Origin of the sequence: Dyella sp., assembly GCF_036746095.1 — a bacterium.
Taxonomy (GTDB): Bacteria; Pseudomonadota; Gammaproteobacteria; order Xanthomonadales; family Rhodanobacteraceae; genus Dyella_B.
Map to the genome: position 1 here is coordinate 1 of NZ_DAIOEU010000032.1, position 25,841 is coordinate 25,841.

20 protein-coding genes and 1 pseudogene are annotated in these 25,841 nt (G+C 61.2%); 10 read left to right on the forward strand and 11 right to left on the reverse strand.

What is annotated here, in order from left to right:
• A pseudogene (locus V7M64_RS13390) lies at positions 1 to 929 on the reverse strand (sulfatase); the annotation flags it as partial.
• A 132-nt stretch (positions 930 to 1,061) separates the two neighbouring features.
• On the opposite strand from V7M64_RS13390, the gene V7M64_RS13395 reads away from it, so the two are divergent.
• The 8 genes from V7M64_RS13395 (at position 1,062) to thrC (ending at position 10,682) form a co-directional block, all read left to right on the forward strand.
• Complete coding sequence (locus V7M64_RS13395; RefSeq protein ID WP_333679713.1) at positions 1,062 to 3,122, forward strand: bifunctional 2',3'-cyclic-nucleotide 2'-phosphodiesterase/3'-nucleotidase; 2,061 nt, start codon at positions 1,062 to 1,064, stop codon at positions 3,120 to 3,122.
• A 121-nt stretch (positions 3,123 to 3,243) separates the two neighbouring features.
• Positions 3,244 to 4,350: a histidine kinase gene (locus V7M64_RS13400; protein ID WP_333679714.1), complete on the forward strand. Its 1,107-nt coding sequence runs from the start codon at positions 3,244 to 3,246 to the stop codon at positions 4,348 to 4,350.
• Positions 4,347 to 5,126 (forward strand): LytTR family DNA-binding domain-containing protein, encoded by a 780-nt coding sequence (locus tag V7M64_RS13405; protein ID WP_333679715.1) that lies wholly within the window; start codon positions 4,347 to 4,349, stop codon positions 5,124 to 5,126. Before V7M64_RS13400 ends, V7M64_RS13405 begins: the two co-directional genes overlap by 4 nt.
• 131 nt (positions 5,127 to 5,257) lie before the next feature.
• A complete protein-coding gene (locus tag V7M64_RS13410) occupies positions 5,258 to 5,767 on the forward strand; it encodes a hypothetical protein (RefSeq protein WP_333679716.1) in 510 nt (169 codons plus the stop codon).
• 20 nt (positions 5,768 to 5,787) lie between these two features.
• Positions 5,788 to 6,855, forward strand: a complete 1,068-nt coding sequence (locus tag V7M64_RS13415) for an alpha/beta hydrolase (protein WP_333679718.1) — start codon at positions 5,788 to 5,790, stop codon at positions 6,853 to 6,855.
• Positions 6,856 to 7,219: 364 nt separating this feature from the next.
• Positions 7,220 to 8,362 (forward strand): homoserine dehydrogenase, encoded by a 1,143-nt coding sequence (locus V7M64_RS13420; protein WP_333679719.1) that lies wholly within the window; start codon positions 7,220 to 7,222, stop codon positions 8,360 to 8,362.
• Positions 8,359 to 9,348: a homoserine kinase gene (locus V7M64_RS13425; protein ID WP_333679720.1), complete on the forward strand. Its 990-nt coding sequence runs from the start codon at positions 8,359 to 8,361 to the stop codon at positions 9,346 to 9,348. Before V7M64_RS13420 ends, V7M64_RS13425 begins: the two co-directional genes overlap by 4 nt.
• Complete coding sequence (gene thrC, locus V7M64_RS13430; protein ID WP_333679722.1) at positions 9,345 to 10,682, forward strand: threonine synthase; 1,338 nt, start codon at positions 9,345 to 9,347, stop codon at positions 10,680 to 10,682. The genes V7M64_RS13425 and thrC overlap by 4 nt, the downstream gene beginning before the upstream one ends.
• Before the next feature lie 76 nt (positions 10,683 to 10,758).
• Here thrC and V7M64_RS13435 read toward each other — a convergent pair whose 3' ends face one another.
• The gene (locus V7M64_RS13435) at positions 10,759 to 12,105 is read right to left on the reverse strand and encodes a GH1 family beta-glucosidase (RefSeq protein ID WP_333679723.1); all 1,347 of its coding nucleotides are present in this window, start codon (positions 12,103 to 12,105) and stop codon (positions 10,759 to 10,761) included.
• A 95-nt stretch (positions 12,106 to 12,200) separates the two neighbouring features.
• On the opposite strand from V7M64_RS13435, the gene ugpC reads away from it, so the two are divergent.
• The gene (ugpC, locus tag V7M64_RS13440) at positions 12,201 to 13,295 is read left to right on the forward strand and encodes a sn-glycerol-3-phosphate ABC transporter ATP-binding protein UgpC (RefSeq protein ID WP_333679773.1); all 1,095 of its coding nucleotides are present in this window, start codon (positions 12,201 to 12,203) and stop codon (positions 13,293 to 13,295) included.
• Positions 13,296 to 13,321: 26 nt separating this feature from the next.
• On the opposite strand, the gene V7M64_RS13445 is transcribed toward ugpC, so the two are convergent.
• The 7 genes from V7M64_RS13445 to V7M64_RS13475 all read right to left on the reverse strand — a co-directional run bounded on the left by V7M64_RS13445 (position 13,322) and on the right by V7M64_RS13475 (position 23,072).
• Positions 13,322 to 14,143, reverse strand: a complete 822-nt coding sequence (locus V7M64_RS13445) for a carbohydrate ABC transporter permease (protein WP_333679724.1) — start codon at positions 14,141 to 14,143, stop codon at positions 13,322 to 13,324.
• A complete protein-coding gene (locus V7M64_RS13450; RefSeq protein WP_333679726.1) occupies positions 14,140 to 15,018 on the reverse strand; it encodes a sugar ABC transporter permease in 879 nt (292 codons plus the stop codon). Before V7M64_RS13450 ends, V7M64_RS13445 begins: the two co-directional genes overlap by 4 nt.
• Entirely contained in the window at positions 15,015 to 16,277 is a 1,263-nt protein-coding gene (locus tag V7M64_RS13455) for a sugar ABC transporter substrate-binding protein (RefSeq protein ID WP_333679728.1), read from the reverse strand. Before V7M64_RS13455 ends, V7M64_RS13450 begins: the two co-directional genes overlap by 4 nt.
• A gap of 157 nt (positions 16,278 to 16,434) precedes the next feature.
• Positions 16,435 to 17,895 carry a glucoamylase family protein gene (locus V7M64_RS13460; protein ID WP_333679729.1) on the reverse strand — a complete coding sequence of 487 codons (1,461 nt, stop codon included), beginning with the start codon at positions 17,893 to 17,895 and terminating at the stop codon, positions 16,435 to 16,437.
• Positions 17,896 to 18,030: 135 nt separating this feature from the next.
• A complete protein-coding gene (locus tag V7M64_RS13465; RefSeq protein ID WP_333679730.1) occupies positions 18,031 to 21,033 on the reverse strand; it encodes a TonB-dependent receptor in 3,003 nt (1,000 codons plus the stop codon).
• Between the two features lie 32 nt (positions 21,034 to 21,065).
• Entirely contained in the window at positions 21,066 to 22,130 is a 1,065-nt protein-coding gene (locus V7M64_RS13470; RefSeq protein WP_333679731.1) for a LacI family DNA-binding transcriptional regulator, read from the reverse strand.
• Positions 22,131 to 22,502: 372 nt separating this feature from the next.
• On the reverse strand, positions 22,503 to 23,072 hold the full coding sequence (locus tag V7M64_RS13475) for a hydrolase (RefSeq protein ID WP_333679732.1): 570 nt from the start codon (positions 23,070 to 23,072) through the stop codon (positions 22,503 to 22,505).
• A 126-nt stretch (positions 23,073 to 23,198) separates the two neighbouring features.
• On the opposite strand from V7M64_RS13475, the gene V7M64_RS13480 reads away from it, so the two are divergent.
• On the forward strand, positions 23,199 to 23,741 hold the full coding sequence (locus tag V7M64_RS13480; protein WP_333679733.1) for a TetR/AcrR family transcriptional regulator: 543 nt from the start codon (positions 23,199 to 23,201) through the stop codon (positions 23,739 to 23,741).
• A 10-nt stretch (positions 23,742 to 23,751) separates the two neighbouring features.
• Here V7M64_RS13480 and V7M64_RS13485 read toward each other — a convergent pair whose 3' ends face one another.
• Both V7M64_RS13485 and V7M64_RS13490 read right to left on the reverse strand, forming a co-directional pair.
• On the reverse strand, positions 23,752 to 24,057 hold the full coding sequence (locus V7M64_RS13485; RefSeq protein ID WP_333679734.1) for an Hpt domain-containing protein: 306 nt from the start codon (positions 24,055 to 24,057) through the stop codon (positions 23,752 to 23,754).
• A gap of 115 nt (positions 24,058 to 24,172) precedes the next feature.
• A complete protein-coding gene (locus tag V7M64_RS13490) occupies positions 24,173 to 25,780 on the reverse strand; it encodes a response regulator (RefSeq protein WP_333679735.1) in 1,608 nt (535 codons plus the stop codon).
• Positions 25,781 to 25,841: the final 61 nt, after the last annotated feature.

The window sequence follows — 25,841 nt, forward strand, 5'->3', positions numbered from 1 at the left end:
AGCACGTAGGGCGCATACATGCCGCCCGGGCCGAAGATGTCCTGCGGCATGCCGGTCAAAGCGGCGAACTCGCTCACCCAGGTGCCACCGCCGAAGGTATGCACGCGCATCACGCCGGTGCCGCGTGTGCGGGCATCGGCTTTGAACATGTCCAGGTGGCACGCAGGCACGGCGCAATACGTGAACGGCGCGGGATCGAACGTACTTTCTTCCAATACCTGCACGATATCGGGATAACGGCTGGGATCGACGGTCGACGGCAGGTTGGTCTCGGTGGACTGCCAGTCATGCGCCGCCGTCGCAGCATCGGAAGTAGCAGGCACGTGCACACTGGAATCGCGCAGATTCACGAAGAAATTGGTGAGGTCCGCATCGTCGGACATTTTTTCCCAGGCGCCGCGCGCATGCACGCGATGGAAGGGCCCGGCGGGCAGCAGGCAAACCCAGAACGCCAACGCGCACATGGCAATGCCTGCAATGCGCAACAAGGCACGCGATGCTGTATGCCAGCGCCGGAACAAGGGCCGATCGCAATGCCACGCCAGCCACAGTACGATCGGTACGGCGATGACGACGCACAGGCCCACGCTGTAAATGTTCGGATAGCGACGCAGGGTTTCGAACAAGCTGGAGCGCACGTAGTACACGAAATCCGCCGGCATCAGCGGGGATTCCAGGTACTCCTCCTTCAACACCGTGATCGCGCGCAACAGCAGGAACAGTCCACTACTGAAGACAAGCGCAAACGCCATGCGCGCGAACACGAACAGCGCTACGCCCCATACGCATAGCATCAGCGTGGACACGAACAGGCGCTGCTCAAGCAAGGGTTCCTGCCACGCGGTAAACCACACGCAGATGGCAAAAAAGCCCCACGCGCAAACAGCAGCTATGCGGTTCCGCGAGGCGCGAAACGGAGTCAACGGCATGTATGTCCCCTGGGTCGGCGGCGCCGGAGAGGCGCTCTGTTCTGGTTGTCGAAGTGGCGTCATTTTAGTGTCTTTTGGCCGTCCCACAGCGGCCCTGGCAGGCGCGAAATGTCATCCATATCTGCTAGGTTCATGCATTTGACGCTGCCGAACCTCAGCCCCATGCGCCAACGCTTCCGTTCCTCCGCCCTTGTCGCTGCCCTCCTGCTGGCCGGTTGCGCCAGCCAGCCTCATTCCGCACAGCCCAACGCCCAGCCGCCGCTGCCGGATGGCCTTCGCGCGGACGTGGCCGTGCTGGAAACCACCGACCTGCATTCCAACCTCCTCAGCTACGACTACTACAAGCAGAAAGCCGATCCGACGCTGGGCTTCGAACGCACCGTCACCCTGATCCGCAAGGCGCGCGAGCAATACACCAACAGCATGCTGTTCGACGCCGGCGACACCATCCAGGGCAGCGTGCTGGCCGATTACCAGGCGCAGGTGCAAAAGATCGGATGCGGGGAAGAACTTGCGATCTACAAGGCCATGGATGCGGTCGGCTATGACGGCGGCACCATCGGCAACCACGAGTTCAACTATGGCCTGCCTTTCCTCTCGCAGGTGACCGGCACACCGATGAACGTGAAGGGCAGCGCCACCCAACGCTGCGCCGGACCGCACTATCCACTCGTGCTGGCGAACGTCAACAGCGTTCGCGACGGCAAACCGATCTTCCAGCCGTGGACCATCGTCAATCGCAAGATCGCCGCCTTCACCCCGGATGGCAGCAAGCTCAGCGTGCCGCTGAAGATCGCCATCATCGGCTTTACGCCGCCGCCGATCATGCAATGGGACAAGCAGAACCTGCAGGGCAAGGTGACCGTTACCGGCGTGGTGGAAGCGGCGCAGAAATACATGCCGGAGATCCAGGCGCAGCATCCGGACCTGGTGATCGCGATCCTGCATGGCGGCATGAATACGTCGCCCTATACCTCCGACATGGAAAACGGCGGCTGGCATCTGGCCGGCGTGCCGGGCATCGACGTGCTGCTGATGGGACACGAGCACACCGACTTCCCCGGCCCGCGTTTCGAGCACATGCAGGATGTGGACGATGTACACGGTTTCGTGCGCGGCGTGCCGGCGGTGATGGGTGGCTTTTTCGGCAAGGACCTGGGCGTGATTCGCCTGGCGATGGTGCGCCAGCAAGGCCATTGGGTGATCGATAAAAGCAAAACCACCAGCGAAGTGCGGCCCATCTGTCCACCCATGACGATCGCCGGCAAGCTCACCGTGTCCGCATCCAACTGCGTGCCGGCCGATCCGCAGGTTGCACTGGTGGTGGGCAAGACGCAGCAAGCGGCGGTTGATTACGTGAACACACCGATCGGCCAAAGCACCGTACGCATGAGCAGCTACTTCGCCGACGAGGGCGACATGACTGCGCTGGCGCCGGTCAATGCCGCACAGATCGATTATGCGCAGCACGAACTCTCCACTGCGCACCCCGAACTGGCGAACGTGCCGGTGCTTGCCGCAGCCGCTGCATTCCGCAACGGCTTTGGCGGCCCGGATGATTACACCGACGTGCAACCCGGTCCGTTGACGCTGCGCAGCGCCGCCGATCTGTACTTCTATCCGAATACGCTGGCGGCGGTAAAAATCGACGGCGCGGCGCTCAAGGCATGGCTGGAAAAATCGGCTGAGCGTTTCAATCGCATCGACCCGCATGCGGAAGGCGAGCAGCAACTGGTCAATACGAAATATCCGGGTTTCAACTTCGATCAGATCCAGGGTGGCATCAGCTACACCATTGATGTGTCCAAGCTGGTTGGGCAGCGTATTGAAAAGCTCAGCTATCAAGGCAAGCCCGTGACATCGTCGCAAACGTTCGTCGTCGTCACCAATAACTATCGCGCCAGTGGCGGCGGTCGCTTTCCGGGTTTGGATGGCAGCAATATCGTGCTCGCTTCGCCCGATGGCACGCGCGAGATTCTTGCACAGTGGTTGAAGACGCATCCCACGCTAAGCGCTGATGATTTGCCGGGTGCATCGTGGCATTTTGCGCATCTGAAAACCCGCGGCACGGTGGTGTTTACCTCGGCCAGCGACAAGCAAGCAGTAGCGGAGGCGGATGGATTACCTAACGTTCGCCAGCTGCGCGACAACGGTGACGGCACAGCGATCTACGCGATCGACCTTTCGCATTAAGTAGGCTGGGGGTGTGTAAACCCCAACGTGGCCATACGTTTCTGGTTTCGCGATGCTGGGGTTTTGCACCCCAGCCTACGCGGCTTGCGGCAAAGACTTCGGCCAAGCGCTACGATGCCGCATGTCCGATATGCAGCGCACCACCCCGCCAACACCACTTTCTCTCTGGCTAACCCTGCTGATCGGCTGGGGGCCTTGCGCCCTTGGCAACTTGATCGGCGCTTTGACGGTGATGATGGACCACCCTCGCGAGATGCTGTTCCACGTCTTCGCGTTCTTGTTCTATTCGCTCGCCGCCCTACCCCTTACCTTTCTGTTGCGCAGTCTGTGGAAACGCCAGATGCCATGGCGCAGCAGTGCCGTGGGGCTCGCGATCGCCACCTTCGTTCTGGCCTTGATAGTGACAATAGCCGGCTATGCATTCGGCCTCCACGAGGGTGCTTTCCAAGGCTCCTTTCAATGGGGCTGGGTATTCACCGGCATGCAGACGATGTGGTTTCTGCTGATGACCTACAGCGCGATGTACTTAGGCATCGGCTACTACCTGTCTACGCAACAGGAGGGCAAGCGCGCACTGGCCGCGACGGCCCTGGCGAAAGAAGCGGAATTGCGTGCGCTGCGCTACCAGCTTCATCCCCATTTCCTATTCAATACACTCAATGCGATTTCCACCCTGGTGGTGGATCAGCACACGCACGAAGCCACCCGCATGATCGCGCGGCTGGGTGATTTTCTACGCGCCACCCTCGACGGCAACGCCGCTCACGAGGTGGCGCTGGCAGACGAACTGTCCTTGACCGAGCACTACCTGGACATCGAGAAAGTGCGCCTCGGCGATCGCTTGGCCATCGCCAGGCAAGTAGGACCGGAAACCTTGCATGCAGCGGTTCCTTATCTGCTGCTACAACCATTGGTCGAGAACGCCATTCGTCATGGCATCGCGCCGCGCCGCCAGGGCGGCAAGCTGGAAATAACAGCTGCACGGGTCGACGACCGACTGCATATCCATGTGCATAACGATGGCATCACGCATAGGCCAGAACACGGCTCACGCGAGGCATCCAAATCTGCCGTCGGTCTTCGCAACGTGCAGGAGCGCCTGCGGCGGCTATATGAAGATGACCATCGGCTTGCTATCGAATTTAGCGAAGACGGACATTGCCAGGTGTTTATCGACCTGCCCTATCGCCGGGTGGAAACGTCGATGGAGCAGGCGAAAGTAGCATGAGCATGCGCGTGCTGATCGTGGACGATGAACCGCTGGCACGCCGCGGCATTACTTCACGCTTATCAGGACAGCAGGACATCGAGATCATCGGTGAAGCCGAAGACGGTGAGTCGGCCTTGGCAGCCATCGTCAGCGAATTGCCGGATCTGGTGTTCATGGATGTGCAGTTGCCCGGTATGAGTGGGCTGGAAACCCTGCGCCTGTTGGCACCTGCCCAACGGCCGATGACGGTCTTTCTCACCGCCTACGATCGCTTCGCCTTGCACGCCTTCGAAGTGCATGCGTTGGATTATCTGCTGAAGCCGATCGATGACGACCGCTTCGCCGAGGCGTTGGACCGAGCCCGCGATGCGCTTGCCTCCCGCTGCGCTCGGGAGCAGCAGCCACGCTTGCAAGCCATGCTATCGAGCGAATCGGAAGCACAACGCTACGCGCAGCGCTTTACCGTCCGCATCGGACATAGGGTTGCCATCGTGCCGGCCAGCGATATCGACTGGGTCGAAGCCATGGGCGACTACGCTGGCCTGCATGTACAAGGCAAAGTGCATCTGTTGCGCGAACCTTTGCACAAGCTGGCGGGTCGCCTCGATCCCTTGCACTTCGTGCGCATCCACCGTTCGACCATCGTGCGGGTAGATCGCGTCGCAGAGATGCAGTCGCTATCCAATCGCGACTGTTTGCTTCGGTTGCATGACGGCACGCCGCTGCGTGCTAGCCGTACTTATGGCGATGTCTTACGCGAGGCACTTGCAGGACAACCGCCGCCAAAGGCTTGAGACAGGTCGCACCGGTTTGCCGCAACTATCCACCGCTTCGGCGAATTCTGCTGTCGGACTGCCACTCCTGATTTCTATAGTCGGTTCGTCGCGGCGTTTGCCGTGCTCGATCACTCAGGAGAGGGGTTTTCATGAAGCATCGCATGTTGGTCGCCATCACCGGCCTGGCGCTCGGCGGTACTGTCCACGCTGCTGCAACAACAAGTTCCAACGCGGAAGCTACCCAGCAAATACAGCAGGTCATTCACGACTTCCAAACCGGCATCATCAAAAAAGATCGCGCCCTGCTTACCAGCCTGTTCTATCCCGGCTCCAATTCGTGGTTCTCGGTGGCGACGGCGCCTGTATACCAGTCACTGCAACAGAAGTTTCCGGGCGCCACCCGCGTGAGGTCCGGCAACTACATGGAATTCATCGCCTTTGTCGCAGGCAGCCCGGATCCGATGGAAGAGAAATTTTCCAACGTGCAGATTCACACCGACGGCAATATCGCGGCGGTGTATTTCGATTTTGTGTATCTCGACAAGGGCAAGCTCAACAACAAGGGCAGCGAAACCTGGCAACTGCTGCATACCACCGAGGGATGGAAGATCAACTCCATCGTGTACACGCTTGATCCGGACATGGCGCAAGTCAAGTAACTCCACGGCGGAACAAGTCCATGCAAAAACCTCGCGCAGCCAGACGCCGAATCTGGCGCAGGCTCGGCCAGATCGTGCTCGGCGCAACAGCACTGCTCATCCTGCTTGGCACGGCAGGCGGCTTATGGAACTTGTCGGTGGTGCACCGCCTTCGAAAGGCGAATCCGCCACCAGGACGGCTATACGCCGTAGATGGCCGGCGAATGCATCTGTATTGCACCGGCGAGGGCTCTCCCATCATCGTGCTCGAAGCCGGATTTGGCGAGGATTTCACTGTATGGGGGAAGGTCCAGCCGGCGCTTTCAAGCGTCACCAAGGTCTGCTCGTATGACCGCGCCGGCTTTGGCTGGAGCGAAACGCAACCGGGTATCCGCGACGCGAATCATGTCGCCGATGAGTTACATGGTTTGCTGAAGGAAGCGGGCATTACGGAGCCCCTCGTCTTGGTGGGCCATTCGTTCGGCGGCATCTATATCCGCGACTACGCATCGCGGTTTCCTCACGCCGTAGCCGGCCTGGTCTTCGTCGACGCCACATCACCCGCACCAGCGCCGATGCCAGTCTCGATGGCGTCACTGGACAAGCACAGCGCGTTTGAATTTGCGATCGTGAGGTTGCTAGTTGACCTGGGCATCGCGCGCATGACCGGCTCGTGCGATGCGGTGCCACCAGGTTTCGACACCTATGCCGGATGGATCAAAGCCAATACCTGCGTTCCCGCACAGGTGGAAGCTTATCGAGCGGCTTATGAGGCGCAGGGGATATCCCTTGTGGAGGCGTCGCACGCGGACTCATTCGGTGACATGCGAATATTGGTTTTTTCACAGGACACGCAGCAATCCAGGCCGTCAATTCTCGCAGGCAGAGTGTCCGCCGCTGATTGGCAGGCTGGCATGGCTGCACACGATAGCGAGCAGGAAGCGCTAAAGAAGCTTTCCGCAAACAGCTATCGCATCATTGCCAAGGGCAGTGGCCACTACATCCATTTTGACAGACCCGAATTGCTTATCCGTGAGGTCGGTACTTTTGTGCAGCGAATTCGCGAGGGCACAGTAGACCCGCAGAACGGCACGACCAAGTTGGAATGAGTCTTGTGACCAGGGTCGTTGCGGTGCAGCCACATGCCTCCAAGGAATTAACCGGGCAGCCTGGGTAATAGTTTCGCAAGCAACCGTTGACAGCCGCTGCAATGCACAATTATCGTCGGTTCCATGTCGCACGCATCCATGCCAGCACGCATCAACATCGCACCGGTCAATACCGGTCGCGTTGGCATGGCGGCGACAACGATCATCGCCACGATTATTACCACTACCACCGGAACCGGAACGACCGGGTCTGGGGTGGTGTCTGTGCGCGAATAGTCTTCATACGCAAACGGTCCCGCCCTCGACGAGGCGGACCGGTACTCCCGAACCGCCAGCGAGCCAGGGGCCTCTACCGGAGGCCGTCATGGAAAGCTGTGCATCACTCATCGCTGAACACCCACACCGTTTGCCTCCGCTGCAAGCCGCTGTCTCGCGACGACGAACGCTCGCGGTTGGCCTGGTCGGCCCCGGCCGTGTCGGCAGCGTCCTGCTGGCTCAACTGCGCGCGGCGCAGGAGCGCCTGCTGCGCGAAGCCGGCCTGGAACTGAAACTCTGCGGCGTGGCCGCCAGCCGCCGCATGTGGCTGGATTGCGACGACCCGGAGCTCAACGCACAACACGCCGCACAGACCTGGCGCCCGACCGATCTCGATCAATTCGCCGCCCATCTTCGCGGCGACGATGGCCGCCACGCGATGCTGATCGACTGCAGCGCCAGCGACGTGGTGGCTTCGCACTATCCCTATTGGCTCGCCTCCGGCGTGCACGTGGTGACACCGAACAAACTGGCCAGCAGCGGTCCGCTCTCGCGCTGGCAGGCGATCCGCGCGGCCAGCCAGCATGGCGGCCGCTTTCGGTATGAAGCAACGGTGTGCGCCGGCCTGCCGGTCGTGCAGACACTGCGCGACCTGCTCGATACGGGTGACCAGTTGCTCTCGGTGGAAGGGATGTTCTCCGGCACGCTGGCGTGGCTGTGCTGCCACTACGACGGCAAACGCCCGTTCTCCGCATTGGTGCGCGAGGCGCATGCGCTGGGTTATACGGAACCCGATCCGCGCGATGACCTGTCCGGCATGGACGTGGCGCGCAAGCTGGTGATCCTGGCGCGCGAAGCCGGCTGGCCGATGTCCCTGCACGACGTGGCGGTGGAAAGCCTGGTGCCACCGGAATTGGCCGAGGTGCCGCTGGAAGAATTCATGGCGCGCCTGGACGAACTCGACGCCCCGATGGCCGCACGCCTGGCCGAAGCCCACGCCTGCCAAGGCGTGCTGCGCCACGTCGCCAGCCTCGACCGCAACGGCCGCGCCCAGGTCGGCCTGCAGGCGCTGCCTTCCGCGCATCCGTTCGCGCATACGCGGCTTACGGATAACATCGTGCAGTTCCGCACCCAGCGTTACCGCGATAATCCGCTGCTGGTACAAGGTCCCGGTGCCGGTCCGGAAGTGACGGCCGCCGGCATCTTCGCCGACTTGCTGCGCATTGCCGAATCGCTGGAGGTGCGCGCATGAACGCTCCTCTTGCCGTGAAGCCACCGATGTCCGCGCAACGCCTGCAAGCCGCCTCCGCAACCGCCTTTGCCAGTGTCGGCAATGTGGGCGTGGGTTTCGACATTCTTGGCCACTGCATCACGGGCGCGAGCGATCGCGCCGACGTCTGTCGCATCGACGCACCGGTGGTGCGCATCGCCAGCATCGACGGCTGCGTGGACGTGCTCCCTATGGATGCCGCAAAAAACACGGCCGGCATGGCCTTGATGGCCCTGCGCAAGGCACTGGGTTTGCAGCACGGCTTTGAAATCGCCCTGCACAAAGGCATCGCGCTTGGCTCCGGCATGGGCGGTTCGGCCGCTTCGTGCGTGTCCGCGCTGGTGGCGGCCAATGCCTTGCTGGAACGGCCGCTGTCGCGCGAATCGCTCTATGGCTTTGCGGTGGAAGGCGAAGCGGTGGCCAGCGGCGGACGCCATGGCGACAACGTGGGACCCATGTTGCTCGGCGGCCTGGTGCTCGCCACGCGCGAACGCCTGGTGCGCCTGCCCGTACCACCAAGCTGGCATTGCGCACTGGTGCATCCGCATGCGGTATTGGAGACGCGCAAAGCGCGCGCGGCCTTGGCCGGCGACTATGCGTTGGGTGAATTCGTGGCGCAGTCGGCCAATCTCGCGCTAGTGCTGGCCGGCTGCTTCCGTGGCGACGCGGATCTGGTGCGCGAAGGCTTGAAGGATGTGCTGGTAGAACCGCGCCGCGCATCGCTGATCCCGAATTTCGCACGCGTGAAGCAAGCAGCGCTGGATCACAAGGCGCTGGGCGCCAGCATCTCCGGCGCCGGTCCCAGCGTGTTCGGCTGGTTTGAGCATCGCGCCGAAGCAGAAGCGGCCGCCGATGCCATGCGCAGTGCCTTTGCCGAGGTGGGGCTGGACAGCGACAGCTTTATCTCGCCGGTAGATGGCCCAGCCGCCACACTCGTTCCTTCGGTTGATGCAGGTGAACACGCATGAGTGCAGGGTTGCGTTATCTCAGTACGCGCGGCGCGAGCCCGGCCGCTAACCTGAGCCAGGCGATTGCCGCGGGGCTAGCGCCGGATGGCGGCCTGTACGTGCCGGATCATCTTCCCACGCTGCGCGTTGAAGACTTCAAAGCCGGCGGGAATCTGGCGCAAACGGCCGCGACGCTGCTGGCACCGTTCTTTGCTGGCGATGCACTGGCTGCGGAATTGCCGGCGATTTGCGCGGAAGCACTGACATTCCCGACACCGTTGCGCTCGTTGCCACAGCATCCGAATACGTCCGTGCTTGAGCTGTTCCATGGCCCTACCGCAGCATTCAAAGATGTGGGTGCGCGGTTCCTCGCCGCCTGCTTGCGCCGCGTGCGGGTCGATCAGGCGACGCCGCTGACGATTCTGGTGGCAACCTCGGGCGACACCGGCGCTGCGGTTGGTGCTGCCTTCCATCGGCAGCCCGGTATCGAGGTGGTGATTCTCTATCCCGATGGCCGCGTCTCGCCACGCCAGGCACATCAGCTCGGCTGTTTTGGCGACAACGTGCAGACACTGCGCGTGCAAGGACGTTTCGACGATTGCCAGCGCATGGTGAAAGCCGCCCTGAACGATGCCGCGCTGCAAGCCCAGTCGCCGCTTTCTTCCGCCAACAGCATCAGCCTGGGCCGCCTGCTGCCGCAGATGAGCTACTACGCGCATGCCGCCCTCGCGTGGTGGCGCAAGCACGGGCAACCACTGAACCTGGTCGTGCCCACCGGCAACCTGGGCAATGCACTGGCCGCCATCTGGGTGCGCGCCATGGGCCTGCCGCTCGGCCAGATCCGCCTTGCCTGCAATGCCAACGAAACGCTGCCGGATTTCTTTGCCGGCCACGACTATGCACCACGCGAGGCAGTCGCGACGTTGGCCAATGCGATGGACGTGGGCGCGCCGAGCAATTTCGAACGCCTGCGCTGGACGTATCCGGATGCGAACGAACTGCGCAAAGCGTTCAAGGCGCAGAGCGTGGACGATCACATCATCGCCGCGACGATTTCCCTGCACGCACGCGAGTACGGCGAGGTGTTCTGCCCGCACACCGCGACGGCGATGCATGTGCTGGACGAGTTGCGTGCGGCCGGTGACAACGCGCCGTGGGCAGTGGTGGCGACGGCGCATCCGGCGAAGTTCGAGAGCGTGGTCGAGCCGTTGATCGGCAAACCGGTGGAGGTGCCGCCCGCGTTGGCAGCCATGCTGCGTCGGCCGGCGTCAGCGGAATCGATGGCGGCAGCGGATGGCGCATTGAAGGAATGGCTGCTGGACAAGGCGACACAACGCGTGCCGCTGCATTCTTGATGGTGGGGCCGATTGGGGGGAGGCAACGCCGAACCCCAACGTAACCGCATGCATGGCGATGGTTGGTGCACCCAACCTATGCGAGCGCCTCGCCATGGGTCTCGATCACCCGCGCATAAAATCTCGCCGACGCCTTCGGCGTACGCTTCAAGCTCGCATAATCCACGTGATACAAGCCGAAGCGCTTGGCAAACCCCAGCGACCACTCCAGGTTGTCCAGCAGCGACCAGGCGTAATAGCCCTTGAGGTTCACGCCTGTTTCGATGCAGTGATGCAAGACACGCAGATGCTTGCGCAGATAGGCGACGCGTAGCGGATCCTCCACCACGTCTTCTTCCGCCACCGGCGGATCGTAGAAGGCGGCACCATTCTCGGTGACATACAGCGGCAGGTCGCCGTAGCGGTCCGTGAACCACCGCAGCGTGTCGGCCAGCCCTTGCTCGTAGACCTCCCAATCGGTTTCCGTGTGCGTGGCATGCGTCTGCCGCACGCGCGCGGCCCGGCACGGGTAGCCGTGGTCGTCGTGCTTCACCACGGAGCGCGTGTAATAGTTGATGCCGACAAAGTCGACCGGCTGCTTCGTAAGCTGGAAATCCTCCATGGGAAAATCGGGCCACGCATCGCCGAACACCTCCTTCAACTCGGGCGGATACGAACCGAGCAAGGCGGGATCGGCGAACTGCTCGTTCATGTAGGCATGCGCGCGCTGCGTTGCCGCGATGTCGTCAGGACGCTGCGAGGCCGGATATTTCGGCTCGATATTGAACACCACGCCAATCTCGTGCTGCCCCACGGCGCGATACATCTGGATGCCGGCGCCGCTGGCGCGCATCAGGTTATGCGCAGCAAGCGGCGCTTCGTATTTGCTGCGATGTCCCGGCGCAAGCGCACCATGCAGGTAGCCGCCGTCGGTCACCACCCATGGTTCGTTGATGGTCGACCAGCGTTTCACCCGGCCATCCAGCGCCTTGAACACCACGCTGGCGTAATCGGCGAACCAGTGCGCGCTGTCGCGGTTCAACCAGCCGCCGCGGTCATCCAGCGCCGCCGGCAAATCCCAATGGAACAGCGTGACGTTGGGCTCGATGCCGTTCTGGAGCAATTCGTCGACCAGGCGGGAATAGAAGTCCAGGCCTTTCTGGTTCACGCGGCCGGTGCCTTCCGGCAGCACGCGCGCCCATGCCACGCTGAAGCGGTAGCTGTGCAAACCCAGCGCGCGCATCAACTGCACGTCGTCCTTGTAGCGGCGGTAGTGGTCGCAAGCCACGTCGCCATGGTCGCCGTTGGCCATCATGCCGGGCGTATGCGCGAAACGCTGCCAGATGCTGGGACCCGCGCCATCGGCCAGGGGCGAGCCTTCGATCTGGTAGGCGGACGTGGCAACACCCCAAATAAAGCCATCCGGGAAGCGATAGCGGGTCATGATGCGAAACTCTCCATGCCGCAGTGCGGCTTGATGTAATCGATTACGCAAGGAGAATAGCCCAACGCTGCATGCGGATGGGGCAATACATTTCGATGGCGACGGTCAGTCTTGAGCAGGTCCGCAAGGTCTATCCCAACGGCCACGTCGGCGTCGACGATGCCAGTTTCGAGATCGCCAATGGCGAGCTGCTGGTGCTGGTCGGCCCTTCCGGCTGCGGCAAGACCACCCTGCTGCGGATGATCGCCGGACTGGAATCGATCTCCGCCGGCACGTTGCGCATCGATGGACGCGTGGTCAACGACGTCGCACCCAAGGATCGCGACATTGCGATGGTGTTCCAGAACTACGCGCTCTACCCACATATGACGGTGGGGGAAAATCTCGGCTTTGGCCTGCAGTTGCGCGGCAAGCCCAAGGATGAGATCAAGCGCCGCGTGCATGAGGCGGCGCATCTGCTGCAATTGGAACACCGCCTGGATGCGCGGCCGGCCGCGCTTTCCGGCGGGCAACGCCAACGTGTGGCACTGGGACGCGCACTGGTGCGCGAACCGAAGGTATTCCTGCTCGACGAACCGCTGTCCAACCTCGATGCCAGGTTGCGCCTGACCATGCGCGTGGAAATCGCGCGGCTGCACCGGCGATTGGGCACCACCACCATCTACGTCACGCACGATCAGATTGAAGCGATGACGCTGGGCGAACGCATCGTGGTGCTGGATGGCGGCAAGATCCAGCAGATCGATACGCCGATGCGGTTGTACGAGAACCCCGCCAATCTGTTTGTGGCAGGTTTTCTGGGTTCGCCGGCGATGAACCTGTTGCGCGGCAGGCTGCATCGCGCGCGTGGTTGGCAACTGGTCATGCCACACGCCGTGTTGCCGTTGGGCGAACTGCCCACGCAGGCAACAACGCTGGAGCCATGGAACGATCACGACATCGTGCTTGGCGTACGCCCGGAGGATGTGCAACCAGTCGTGTCGCATGCCGGCATGCTTGAAACCAAGCTGGAGGTGATCGAGCCGGTGGGCAACGAAGTGTTTCTCAACCTGCGCTTCGGCGATCAACTGCTTGTTGCGCGTGTACCGCCGCAACAGGTACCGGCCCCATGTACTTCGCTGCATGTGCGGTTCAATGCGGAGCGGCTGCATTTCTTCGACGCAAACGGTGGCCTGCGCATCCCAGCCTAGGTGCTCATGGGGCGTCCCGATGCGCATCAGCCCTTCACGCTGCCCAACAGCAGCCCCTCCAGGTAATAGCGTTGCAAGGCCAGGAACAGCACCAGCACCGGCACCACGGTGATCACCGAGCCGGCCATCATCAACTCGGTATCCGTGGCGTGCTCGCGTGCCAGCGAAGCCAGGCCCAACGGCAAGGTGTAATGCTCCTGCCCCGTCAGCACGATCAGCGGCCACATGAAATCGTTCCATGCGGTGAGAAACGTGTAGATCGCCAGCGTTACCATGATCGGCTTCAGCAGTGGCAGCACGATACGCATGAAGATGCGCAGCTCCCCTGCTCCGTCGATACGCGCTGCCTCAAGCAGCTCATCGGGAATACCCCGCGCATACTGGCGCACCAGAAAGATGCCGAACGCACTCGCCATGGCCGGCACGATCACACCGCCGTAGTTGTTCACTAGGCCGATCGGCTTCAGCATCAGGAACAGCGGCAACATCGCCACCTGCGCGGGAATGGCGAGCATGCCCACCACGCTTTGGAACAGCACATCGCGCCCGGCAAAACGCAACTTGGCAAAGGCGTAGCCGGCCATCAGGTTCAAGGCCAGCGACAGCACGGTAATGGCACTGGATACCAGCAGGCTGTTGAGCAGGTAACGCCCCATGCCGGCGCGTAGAAACAGCTCCCGGTAGTTGTGCAGCGTGGCATGTGCCGGAAGCAGTGGCGGCGGCAGGGCGCTGGCCTGGCCCGGCTGCATCAGCGAGACCGACAGCATCCACAGCATCGGAAACAACGCGACCACGGCACCGCCGATCAGCAAGCCATTGATCAAGGCCTTGGCGATGCGCGGCGTCATGCGTCCACCTCCTTGCGGCCAACCTGCAGCATGAGTTCCGTCACCACGAACATGATGACGAACAACAGGAACGCGATGGCCGAGGCGGAACCCAGGTTCCACCATTTGAAGCCTTCGTCGTACATCAAGTACAGCACGCTGACGGTGCTTTGCAGCGGACCACCCTCGGTGATGACGTAAGGTTCCGCGAACAGCTGGAAATAGCCGGAGATGGCGAGAATGCCCACCATCCACAATGTGGGCGCCAGCATCGGCAAGGTGATGTGACGGAACTGCCGCCAGGCCGATGCGCCATCCATGCGTGCCGCTTCGTACAGTTCGCTTGGAATTGCCTGCAGCCCGGCCAGCATGATGATCATGTTGTAGCCGAAGTTCTTCCACACCGCGAAAAGCATGATCGCCGGCATCGCCCAATGCGGATCGCCCAGCCAATCGACTGGATGGATGCCGATCGCGCCCAGCAAATAGTTCACCAGCCCGTATTTGGTGTTGAACAAATAGCGCCAGACCACGGCCACCGCGACCACCGTGGTCACCACCGGCGCAAACAGCGCCGTGCGAAAAAACGGCTTGCAGCGTGCCAGCGGCGAATGCAGCAGCAGCGCTGCACACAAGGACACCAGCATCGACAGCGGCACGCCGACTGCCACGAAATACACCGTATGCCCCAGCGCCGCCCAAAACAGTGGCCGATGCAGCAGCGCCCAATAGTTGTTCAACGCGACGAAACGCAGGTTGTGAAGATCGGCCAGTGCGTACAGGTCGTAATCGGTAAGGCTCAGCACAAAGGCACCGATCACCGGCAGCAGGAAGAACACGCCGAGCACGATGGCGGCAGGGGCAAGAAACAGCCATGCGGCAGGCTGGCGATTCATAAGGCGTCGCCCGTGGCGTGATGCGCGTGGTCCAGCATCCAGCGCCGCTTTTCCAGAATGCGATCGGCGCGGCGATCGATCTCCGCCGCGGCCTGGTCGATCGTGAGATTGCCTGCCACGGCCTGCGCCGCGACAAGCTGCATTTCGTTGGCGATCTGCTCCCACTCGGGCACCGGTGGCGCGGGTTTCACGTGCTCCAGTTGTTCGCGAAACGCTTGGACCTTCGGATCATCGCGCAAGCTGTGCTGGTTCCAGGAACTCCGGCGCGGCGGCATGTCGCCCAGTAGATCGTAGAAACGGCCCTGCACATCGGGACGCGACAGGTACTCGATCAGCTTCCAGGCCGCCTGCTTGTGGCGCGCCTTGCGGAAGATCACCAGGCTGGAGCCGCCGGCGACCGATGCGCCAGGACCATCCGGCCCTGGTAGTGGCGCCGTGTTCCAATCGCCTTCTTCCGCAGCAGGCAGGCGCTTGCGGAATTCTTGAATGTTCCATGGGCCGGAAAAATAAAAGCGGTAGACGCCGCGCCCAAATTCCTCCCACGGATTGCCGGCTTCGATATTGGTGATCGGGGGCGCCTGATGAAGCCGGAAGGTATCGACGTAAAAGGTCAAGGCGCGCTTGAAGCCCGCGCTCTCGAAATTGCCGTAGCGGCCGCCGTCGCGCAGCAAAGGGTCCGATTGCTGCAAGGCCAGCGACATCAGCTGTTCGTATTCGTTGGTAGGCAGCAGAATGCCGTAAATGCCGCGCGCAGGGTTGCTCAGTGCAGCCAGCATGCGTCGCCATTCTTGCCAGTCGCGCGGAGGCGCGTCAAAACCGGCGGCTTTCAGCAAATCGCCGCGATAGAACAGCAAGCGCGTGTCGATATACCAGGGCACGCCGTAAAGCACGCCTTCGTAGCGGTTGGTGGACCAGATGCTGGGAAAGTAGTCGTCAGCGCGGATGACCGACGACTGCGCCACCCGTGTTTGCAGTGGTTCCAATGCGCCCAAGGCCGCCAGTTCCGGCAACCAGGTATTGCCTAGCTGAGTGATGTCCGGCGTGGAATCGCCGGCGAAGGCGGTGAGCAGTTTCTGATGCGCGGCGCTGAGCGGCAGCTGTTGCAATACGACGTGGATGCCCGGATTTTCACGCTCGAACTCCGGCAGCAGCTGCGTGACGGCTTCGCCTTCGCGACCGATGGTCCAGAAGGTCAGGGTGTGCGGGTCGGAACTTTGGTTGCAGGCGGTCAAAGATATGGCGATCAATATCGCCGCCATGATGCGAAAAACCCTCAGCCCCGTCCCCCCGGCGAAAGCCGGCGCCCAGCGGCTTTCGCCGCCGGTCCAGGCACTGGGCCCCGGCCTTCGCCGGGGCGACGAGGGTAAGGCGAGTTTTTTCATAGATCTCCCCGGAGCAGGCACCGGGCGGACACCGCTATTTGGATGCCTGCTCCAACCATCCACCCGTAAAGCCGGCTCGCTGCAATCCCTTGCGGATATATGGATTCTTGCGCATCACCTTCCACACGAAGCCGCTGCGCCAGTTCTCGATCATCAACACGATCGGTCCCTGGTCGATACCGAGTTGCTTGGTATCGAACCAGCCCTTGACGATATAGCGGCCGGAGTCTGTCGTCACCGAACCGTCGAAACTGGGATCGAAAGCATCGACAAATCCGTATTGGTCGTACACGTCATCACCGTATTTTTCCTTTATCGCCTGCAAGGCGGGAACCACGATTTCCGGTGCAAACGCGATGGAGCCGCCAGCCGCCGTCGGGGCAATCGTGCCGTCGTCCGAAATGTCGTCGAGGCCGGCACCACGTGCCGAATAGCTGAAGAACTCGCGCATGGTTCCATCGCTCGTTTTCATCTTGAGATCGCCGGGACCGTCACACGCGGTCAAGCCCCATATGTTTGCGCTGTAGTCTTTCCAGTGCCTGGGATTGGCGATGGCATAAGCGCGTTGCGCGTAAGTGGCGCGGCGGCCGTTCTCAAAATAGTCCAGGCCATGCGCGCGGCTCCAGGCATCGCGAATGCCGCGAAAATCCACCCATGCCTCGGTGTATTGGTGGCCAAACAGCGGCGCAAAGTTAAGGAACGTCTGTCCGTAGAACCTGCCCCATTGCCTGGGATACGTGCTGGTCCAGGCCGCCCAGGCCTGTCCGGAAACCGGATGGGTCGGCGAACCCAGCGCGAGGATATAGATCAGCTTGCCTTCGTCGTAGCCCTTCCAATCCGAATCGATAAACTTGCCGCCCGGAGTCCAACCCATGCTGATCAACGGCGCGCGCGGTTGCATCCAGATCCAGTCGACACGCCGGTAGATTTCATCCGCCAGCGTGCGGATTTCCTTTTCCTTGGTCGTATCGCGATCGTAGTAGGACTGCGCAAACAACACGCCGCCCAACAGCAAGGTGGTGTCCACGCTCGATAGTTCTATTGAGCGCGTGAAACGCTTGCCGGTTTTCATATCGAGGAAGTGATAGAAAAAACCGTGATAGCCGGATGCGTCGTCTTCGCTGGCGTTTTGCGGCGCATTCGCGAAGAAGCGCAAAGTAGTCAGTGTTCGGTCGACCGCTTGCTCGCGCGTAATGTAGCGGCGCTCCACGCCGACGCCGTAGGCGGTCAAGCCAAAGCCGACGGATGCAATGCTGGAAAAAGAAGGGCCGGGATAGTGGTCCGGGATCAGCCCGTTGGCAGGATTGGCGCTGTCCCAAAACCATTGGAAGGTGCGCCGCTCCAGATCCGCCAGCATGGCCTGCTGTGCCCTTGGCAGGCTTTCGTAGCTGTAGTTGCTTGTTCGCGCCGACACCGGCTGCGTGACGCCGCTGCAAAACACCAGTGCGGCAACAAGGGCTTTCAACGTAGCCTTGCGGACGAAAGGAAATGTCATGTGAGTAACTTTAAATCAAATATCCCGTGCAGAAAAAATTGGCGAATCCCGGCACGGAGAGGGGTTGCCGTGCCGGAATTCGCCGCAGATCCGTCCTTGGATTGGGTAACACTGGAACCTCGTGGCACGTTGTTGCTAGAACTTGATACCCAAAGTCAGCTTCAGCTCGCGCGGCGTGCCCAGGATGTTGCCGTGCGGGTCGTAGGTCACTGGCCGATCGCTGAATACGCCGTTCGCTCCATAGGGGGTGAGGTAACCGTCGTAGTTGTTCCAGTTGAAGGCGTTGAGCAGATCGAAACGCGCATAGCCACTCACGTTGCCGTAGATCTCGAAATTTTTGGTGATCTGAAAGTCGATCGAGCGATAGCCGAAGATAGGCCCGCTCAGGAAGCGCGAGCCCGGTGGCGTAAACGAGACGGGAAGACAGGCACTGGGTGTGTTGAAATTGATGCAGGCCAAGCCAAGCGAGGGAATCGGGGTAGCCAGCGTGAGCTTGTAGCCAAACAGCAGGCCCCACGGCAGATCATTCGAGCCGGAAACGACCAGGCGATGTTTTGCCACGGCCGACGTGATGAAGGGATAATCCTGGATGGTCGGCTCGTCGAACGCATATTGATCGGCGGGATCCTGGCTATCGTTGTTTTGCTTGGCCTTGGAATACGTATAGGCGATCGTGACGCCCCAGTGCGATTCGGGCGTATAAGGTTTTTCCGCCGAAACCAGCACTTGTTGCGTTTTCTGGGTAACGCCATTGTTGCCGATGATCAAGCTGCCGAAGCCTGGAATGCTCTCGCCAAAAGCAGCATTGCCTTGCTGGTAGAACTGGCCATTCGCGTAACGATTGCCGAGCGTGAACACCGTGCCATTGAACCGGTTCACTTGTGCCCATGTCACGTCGGTGATCCATTCGCCAATCTGATTGCGCATGCCGATGCTTATCTGGTCGGAGTGGGGTGTCTTGAGGTTGTTGTTGATCAGGTCAACCTCGCGGCCCGCGGTAGTACCTGTGAGCAGCCCCTGTAGCACGCCGATACCGCCGAGATACGCCGGATTCCATGGAATGCAACTCAGGCTGGACGCGCACTGATGATATTGATTGGGAAACGTAATGGTCGCTTCGTCCAGGGCCAGTTTGGTTTGCTCCAGTTGCAGGAACTCGTAGATGGTGCGGTCGTAGGATCGCCCTGCGCCACCATGAATGACATGCGCCTGATCACCGTTGATGTCATAGGAGAAACCAAAGCGCGGCTGGAACTGATTGGTCTGGGGATGACGATTGTGGCCGTTGCTGATGTAGTCGTTGACGTTGACGCCACCCAGCGCCAGCGACTGCGCATAGGTCATGCCCTGCGGCGCACCGGCGTTTGTATTTTGCGAGTTCAACGCCGTGACGACCGATTGTGGGGTGACGAAATTGAGGTATGACGGCGTTTCGTCGTAGTCCCAACGTATTCCCAGGTTCAACGTGAGGTGTTCGTCCACCGTCCAATCGTCCTGGATGTAGGTTCCGATCTGCTTGTCGTTGGTTCTCACTATGGGGCTTAAGCCTGGCAGTGCGATGGGAAACAGCACCTGCCACGGCACCGGCAAGGTGCCGTTGGGCGTTACATCGTAGGAAAACTGTGGATTGAATTCGCCGGCATCCTGCGCCACGAGTTGAATCAGCTTGTATTTCACTCCCATTTTGACGACGTGGTCGCCGTGCCATTGCAGATCGTTGAGCGTGAAGTCGTCTTGAATCGCCGGCCCTTTCTGGCCTTTATCCTGCGTACCGCGAGGATCGGCCGCATCGGCGGTCAGGAGCGTCGTGTTTTGGTTGCTGAAATCCGTATAGGCAGCACCGTTGCCGATGTTGACCGCAGTCGGCTTGATGAAGGCATTTTCATAAGTGAGCTGCAAGCGGTTGAACCAGGCGTCCGCGCTGTGATCCCAGCGGACGTCGAAGCGGCGATCGTAGTTGATCGTGTTCAATGCAGAAGATGCGGCCACGCCGATGCCGGTACCGGAAATGGACGTCTCACTGCGGTACTTGCCGCTCACTTCGATGCGATCGCGATTGGTCGGCTCGTAGTCAAACTTGGCGAACCACAGATTCTCCTTGAAGGGAAGGCTGGAGGGTCCCAGTTGCGCCTGCGCACTGGCTGGCAAGTCTGAGGTCTGAAGCAACGAAGAAGATGGCGCACTTGGCACCACCGCGATGGGCGTGTCGTATTCCTTGCCTTCGTATGTGACGAAGAAATGCGCTTTGTCCTTGATGATCGGGCCGCCGAGCGAGAAGCCGTATTCCTTGTCGTGCGAAGGTTGTTTCTTGCCAGCGAAGATCTCGTTGGGCGTCATCGCACGCAAGCGCGTGTCGGTCCAGTCTCCAAACATTTCACCATGCAATTCATTGGTGCCGGACTTTGTTTCCGCGATGACTGCTGCGCTGGAGATCTGGTCGTACTCGGCTTTGTAGTTGGAGGTGACGACCTTGTATTCGCCAATGGCCAATTGTGGGAACGGATTGCCCTGCGTATTGTTCTGGCCGGTGATGCCGCCGTTCTCCACATAATTCTTTTGCCCGACGCCGTCGATGTAGACGTTGATGGCATCCGGCGCCTGGCCTCCGGATTGCAGGCTGGTCTGGCCATTCTGCTGCACGGTAAACACCATGCCCGGCACGGTGTCCGCAAATTCAAGAAAGTTGCGCGTGATCTGCGGCACCGTGGCGATTTCGCGTTGCGAAATGGTCGTGCCCACTTCCGAAGTAGTCATCTCCGGCAGCGTGGTTGCCGTGACCGTGACGCCGCCCAGGTTCTTTGCATTCGCAGCCGGTGCGGCAGCAACCAGATTGAGGGTTGAAGTCGATGCCACGGTGAGCGTAATCGTGTGCTCAGTGCCGGCACCGGCATCCACCTGATAGGTGCCAGGTGGCAGGCTTACCAAGGCGTAGCTGCCGTCTTTGCCTGAGGTGGTCGTGCGGGTATAGCCGGTGGCGACGTTCTTGGCAGTGACCGTGATGTTTGGAGCTGCCGTACCACGCAGGTTTGCATCCGAGCTTTGCGCAAAGGAAATCATCGGCAAGGCAGCAGTGGCGGTAACCGACGTGGCAATCAACCGTGCCAACAACAGTTTCTTGGACTTTGATACGGCTTGCATGACACCCCTCCCCGAATGTGTTGCGGGTTTCGTTATGTTGGTAGTGGTCGCGGCGCTTTACGGGGCTTGCGCGGCGCTGCCGCGGCGCCGCTTTTCGCCCCACAGGATTCACGGACGACGACGTCGCAACCGAGCGTTTCGACGGATGCCGGCGTCTTGTCGATCGGTTTCAGCATCACCGCCAGGCGTTCCAGCGCAATGCGGCCCAGCTCGGCGATACGCACCTGCACCGTGCTCAGCGGCGGCGTGACGTAGCGCGCAATGAGGATGTCGTCGAAGCCGGCCAATGCAATGTCCCCGGGGACATCGAGGCCGGCTTCCTTGAAGGCGTAAAGGCAACCGATCGCCATCATGTCGTTGGCGGCGAAGACGGCTTGGGGGCGCGGTTTCTTGCCGAGCAGTTCGCGTCCGGCGCGGTAACCTGATTCCTCGGTGAAATCGCCATCGATGATGACCAATGTGGCGCTTGGCGCATGCTTGGCCATGGCGGCGCGATAGCCCTTCTCACGCTGCTGCGCATCGAAGTTGGTCTTGGGGCCGCTGATGAAGGCGATGTGCTGGTGGCCTGTATCGACCAGGTGCCGCACCATGGCCATGGCGCCATCACGGTTGTCGATGTTGATGACCGGATAGCGCGCGCTTTTTACGGGACTGTCCAACAGCACTGCCGGCAATTTTTCGGGCAGGTTTTCTTCGAGAAAAGCGGCGTCGACGTATTCGGAAAGAATCACCATGCCATCGACGCGACCGCGCATGGCGCGCACCGCCGCGGCCGCGTCTTCCACGCCGTCATGCGAACTGGATACCAGCAGGTGCAAGTTACGCGCACGCGCGGCCAGATCGATGCCGCGGATCAGTTCGGAGAAGAATTCCCCATACAGGTCCGGCAGCACGGCGCCGATGGTGTGTGTGCGTCCGGTGATCAAGCTGCGTGCGGCGTTGTCCGGGATGTAGTTCAGGCGCGCGGCAACTTCGCGCACGATCTTCTGCGTGGAGGGGGTGACACCGCCGAGGCCGTTGAGCACGCGCGATACCGAAGCGACCGAGACTTTCGCCTCGCGCGCCACGTCCTTGATGGTTGCGTTTTTGGTCGTCATCGAAGCAGCCCCTTGCATAGTGGATGTCCGCACATCCTAACGGCGGCGCAAACGTAAACGTTTTCATGGGGGCTTGTAAAGGTTTTCATGGCCGCCTGTAAAGGCGCTGTGCCGCCATGCTGCGCTGCGCCGCAAAATCGGCAATGCCGCCTGGAGTACCTAAATGCCGGTGTTTGGCGGCAGCGTGCAGGTGCCGAGGGAAGGGGAGCCGCGCGGCAGCGCAGCATCAGCGGCGGGTGACGCAGATAGGCGGTCGAGAGATGGACGTGAAGAAGCCGTGGCCGGCATGTGGGCCGAGTGTGCGTGTGGATGCAGACGATCCGCCGCGTCCCGGCTTTACGCAGGGGGCGAGGAGCTATTCCCTGGCGCGGATCAGCCGAGCATGTCCATGACTTGCGCGGCGGAACGCACACGGCCCAGGCGCGGAAAAATGTTCTCGATGGCGAACGCGTGATGCTCGCCACTCGCCGCGCTCATCGCATCCTCGGCGAACACAATGCCAAAGCCCAATTCCCACGCATTGCGTGCGGTGGATTCGACGCCGATGTTGGTGGAGATACCGCCAAGCACAATGTGTTCGATGCCACGACGGCGCAGCTGCAGTTCCAGGTCGGTACCGTAGAACGCACCCCATTGGCGCTTGATCACCCGGATATCGCTATCGATCGCACCGAGTTCTGGGGGGAACTCCCACCAGTCGTCATCGAGGCTTTTGCGTGGGGAGGGTCGATCGACCGGCTGGCGCAAGGCGTCGCCACCATCGGCGGACCAGCCCACGCGCACCAACACCACGGGGGATTCCAGGCCATGAAAGCGATGCATCAGCCCGCCGGCTTTCTCCAGCACCTGCGTCCCGGTGTGGGGACCGCCTGCGAACGGTAGGATACCCTTCTGCAGATCGATAAGAACGAGCGCCGTACGGCGCGGATCAAGCTTTTCCACGGGAATCTCCAGCATGATAAAAGTGAGGATATCCTCACTTTGGAGTTTATGAGGATGCCCTCACATAATTCAACCGAGCCCCGCCGCAGACCGCAACGCCAGCGGGGCCACGAACGCGTTGCCGCCTTGTTGGAAGCAGCCGGCAGCTGCTTCGTCGAAAAAGGTTACGAAGGCACCACCATGACGGAGGTGGCGGCGCGCGCAGGGGCGGCGATCGGTTCGCTGTACCAGTTCTTTCCCACCAAGAAAGCGCTGGCCAATGCGCTGCTGGAGCAATACGCACAGGCCGTCTGCGCCGAGCTGAAGAGCTTTGCGGCGCCATCGCTGCGCTGGACGACGGCGGCCTGGGCCGAGCACCTGTGCGCGTTTCTGATTTCCTTCCGCAAGCGCCACCCTGCCTTCCTGGCATTGGTGGAGTCCATGCCCAAACCGGCGGCCGATGGCTTGAGCATCCGCCGCCGCGTGCGCGCGGAGCTGCAGGCCTTGCTGGCGGCCCGCGCGCCGCACCGTTCCGCCGAAGATATCCTTGCCATGGCGGTGGTGGTGCAGCAGATGATGAAGGGTGCCGCGGCGATCCAGGCAGAACCTGGCATGCCCGGACGGCAGGTGGCACTGGAACACATGCAACACGCCATGCAGGTTTATCTGCACGGCGTGTTCAAGCCGTAGCTGAGCATGCCTATTGGTAGCTGTCGATCAGGTCGCGCAAGGCCCGGTCAAGCTGTAGCAAGGCACCTTCGCACGCGGGAAGACTGTGCTTGCGCAAGTCTTCTTCAAACTGTTCGCATAAGGCCGCCGCATCCCCTGCCCTGAATACGATGAGCGCGCCTTTCAAGGCATGAAGCCGTTTCAGCAGGTCGTCTTTATCTTGTTGCTCCCAGGCATGCAGAATGGCGCGCAGATCGGCTTCACAACTTCTGATGAAGATTTTGCGGACTTCCGCGGAGCGAGCAAACGAGGCTGGATTGACGTTGGTTGGGGACATGACTGGGCGGCAACGACGCAACTTTACGTAATTCCTGGCAGTGTTGCCGTGCCTAGGCCCACAAGGGATAAGAATTGTTTGAAAAACTTCGTGCGCCGAACGCCCACGGCGAGCATCAGCGCTCGCCGTCGACGGGCGCAAAGTACCTTGCAATGCCGTCCTTCAATACACGCAGCATGCATTCCATCTGCGCCTCGTCGAACGGGGTTGCGCCTTTTGCTGCCTGCTCAAGCCGATCGGCCGCATCGGCCACCTCCCGGGCACCCAGCATCAGCGCGGCACCTTTGATTCGATGCGCGAAGTGGACCAGTTCTCCGGCATGGCGGGTTTGCATGGCCTGCTCGATGGCATGGACATCTTCATCCATGGATGCCTGGTACAAGGCACGGATGTCGACGGATGCAGCCGGTGTATCGACCGGCTCCTGCGCGATGCGCAGCGGCGAATCCAGCCACACGCCCAGGATGGACTGCAGTTCTTGCGGATGCAGCGGCTTCGTCAGCACACCATCCATGCCGGCATCCATGCACGCTTTCAAATGCCCGGCATCCGACGCGGCAGAGACAGCGATGATCGGCACATGGGGCAAGCCTTGCTCAGCTTCCCGCTGCCGAATGCGCCGGGTCGTTTCGTAGCCGTCCAGACCAGGCATATGGCAGTCCATCAGGATCAAGGCAGGCGGCTGGCGTTCCGTCTGCGCCAGTGCCTCGAGGCCATCATGAAGGCCTGCGGATGGGATGCCGAGCATCTTCAGTTGCTCGGTCAGCGCCGCGCATTGCCCGGGGTCATCTTCCACCACCAGCACGCGCGCTTGCACTGCCCCGGGTGTTTCGCTCGCAGCCCTGGGCGTTCTCGGCTTTTTCGCTATCTTTTTGGCCATCCAGCATCGCCAGGCGAAGAAAGCCAGCCAGCCTGGTCCCAGCGTCAACAAAACGATCGTCAGTAAGCCGTAGCGCGGCAACGGGCGGGGCGTGGGCACGTCGTTACCGGCTTGTTCGATCGCTTGCGCCCGCATCGCGTCGGTTTCTTGCACGGACAGGCTTTCCAGAGATTTCTCGACGATCGAGAAGAGCAGGCGCTCATCCTTGCGCACCGCCATGTGAAGACTCAGCGGCGCGTCGTTTATCGAGCCGGAGACGCTGAGCAGGCCACGATACTTGCCGCGCAGCAAGGGTTGCAGCGTTATCTCGGCACCGATGCCCGCATAAGCGCGCCGATCTTCTACCGCGTCCAGCGCATCGGTAACGGTTGGTGTGAAGAGCGGCATGACCCTGGGCAATCGGGCAAGCATGAGTGCCCTTCCTGCTGCCGAATCAAACACGCTCACCACTTTGCCGCTGAGTTCATTGCTATCGAGCATCACCGGTTCGTCGGCCCGCGTGATGATCAGACGCGGCGAGGTGAAATAAGGCCCGGTAAAGAGAAACGCGTCAGAAAGTTGTTGCGGCATCCATGCCGGACTCGAGAACGGCAGCATGTCGACCTTGCCGGCCAGCAAGGCCGCTTTATTTTCGGCCGGCTGACGGCGTACATGACGCTCAAAGTGCAGGCCGGACTTCCTGGCGATGACGGCTACGTATTCGGCGACGACGCCCCTGTATGTGCCGCCTTCCGTATAGGAGAGCGGGAAATTCCCGTCGTCCGCAGCAAAGTAGACGACTGGATGCGCCTTGATCCACTGCTGTTCTTCTGGAGTGAAGACCGGCGCGCTCGCCGCGGCCAACGCCCCCGGAAACGAGAGCGCAAGCAGACCGGCCCATCGGCCGATCGTGAACTTCCGCAAG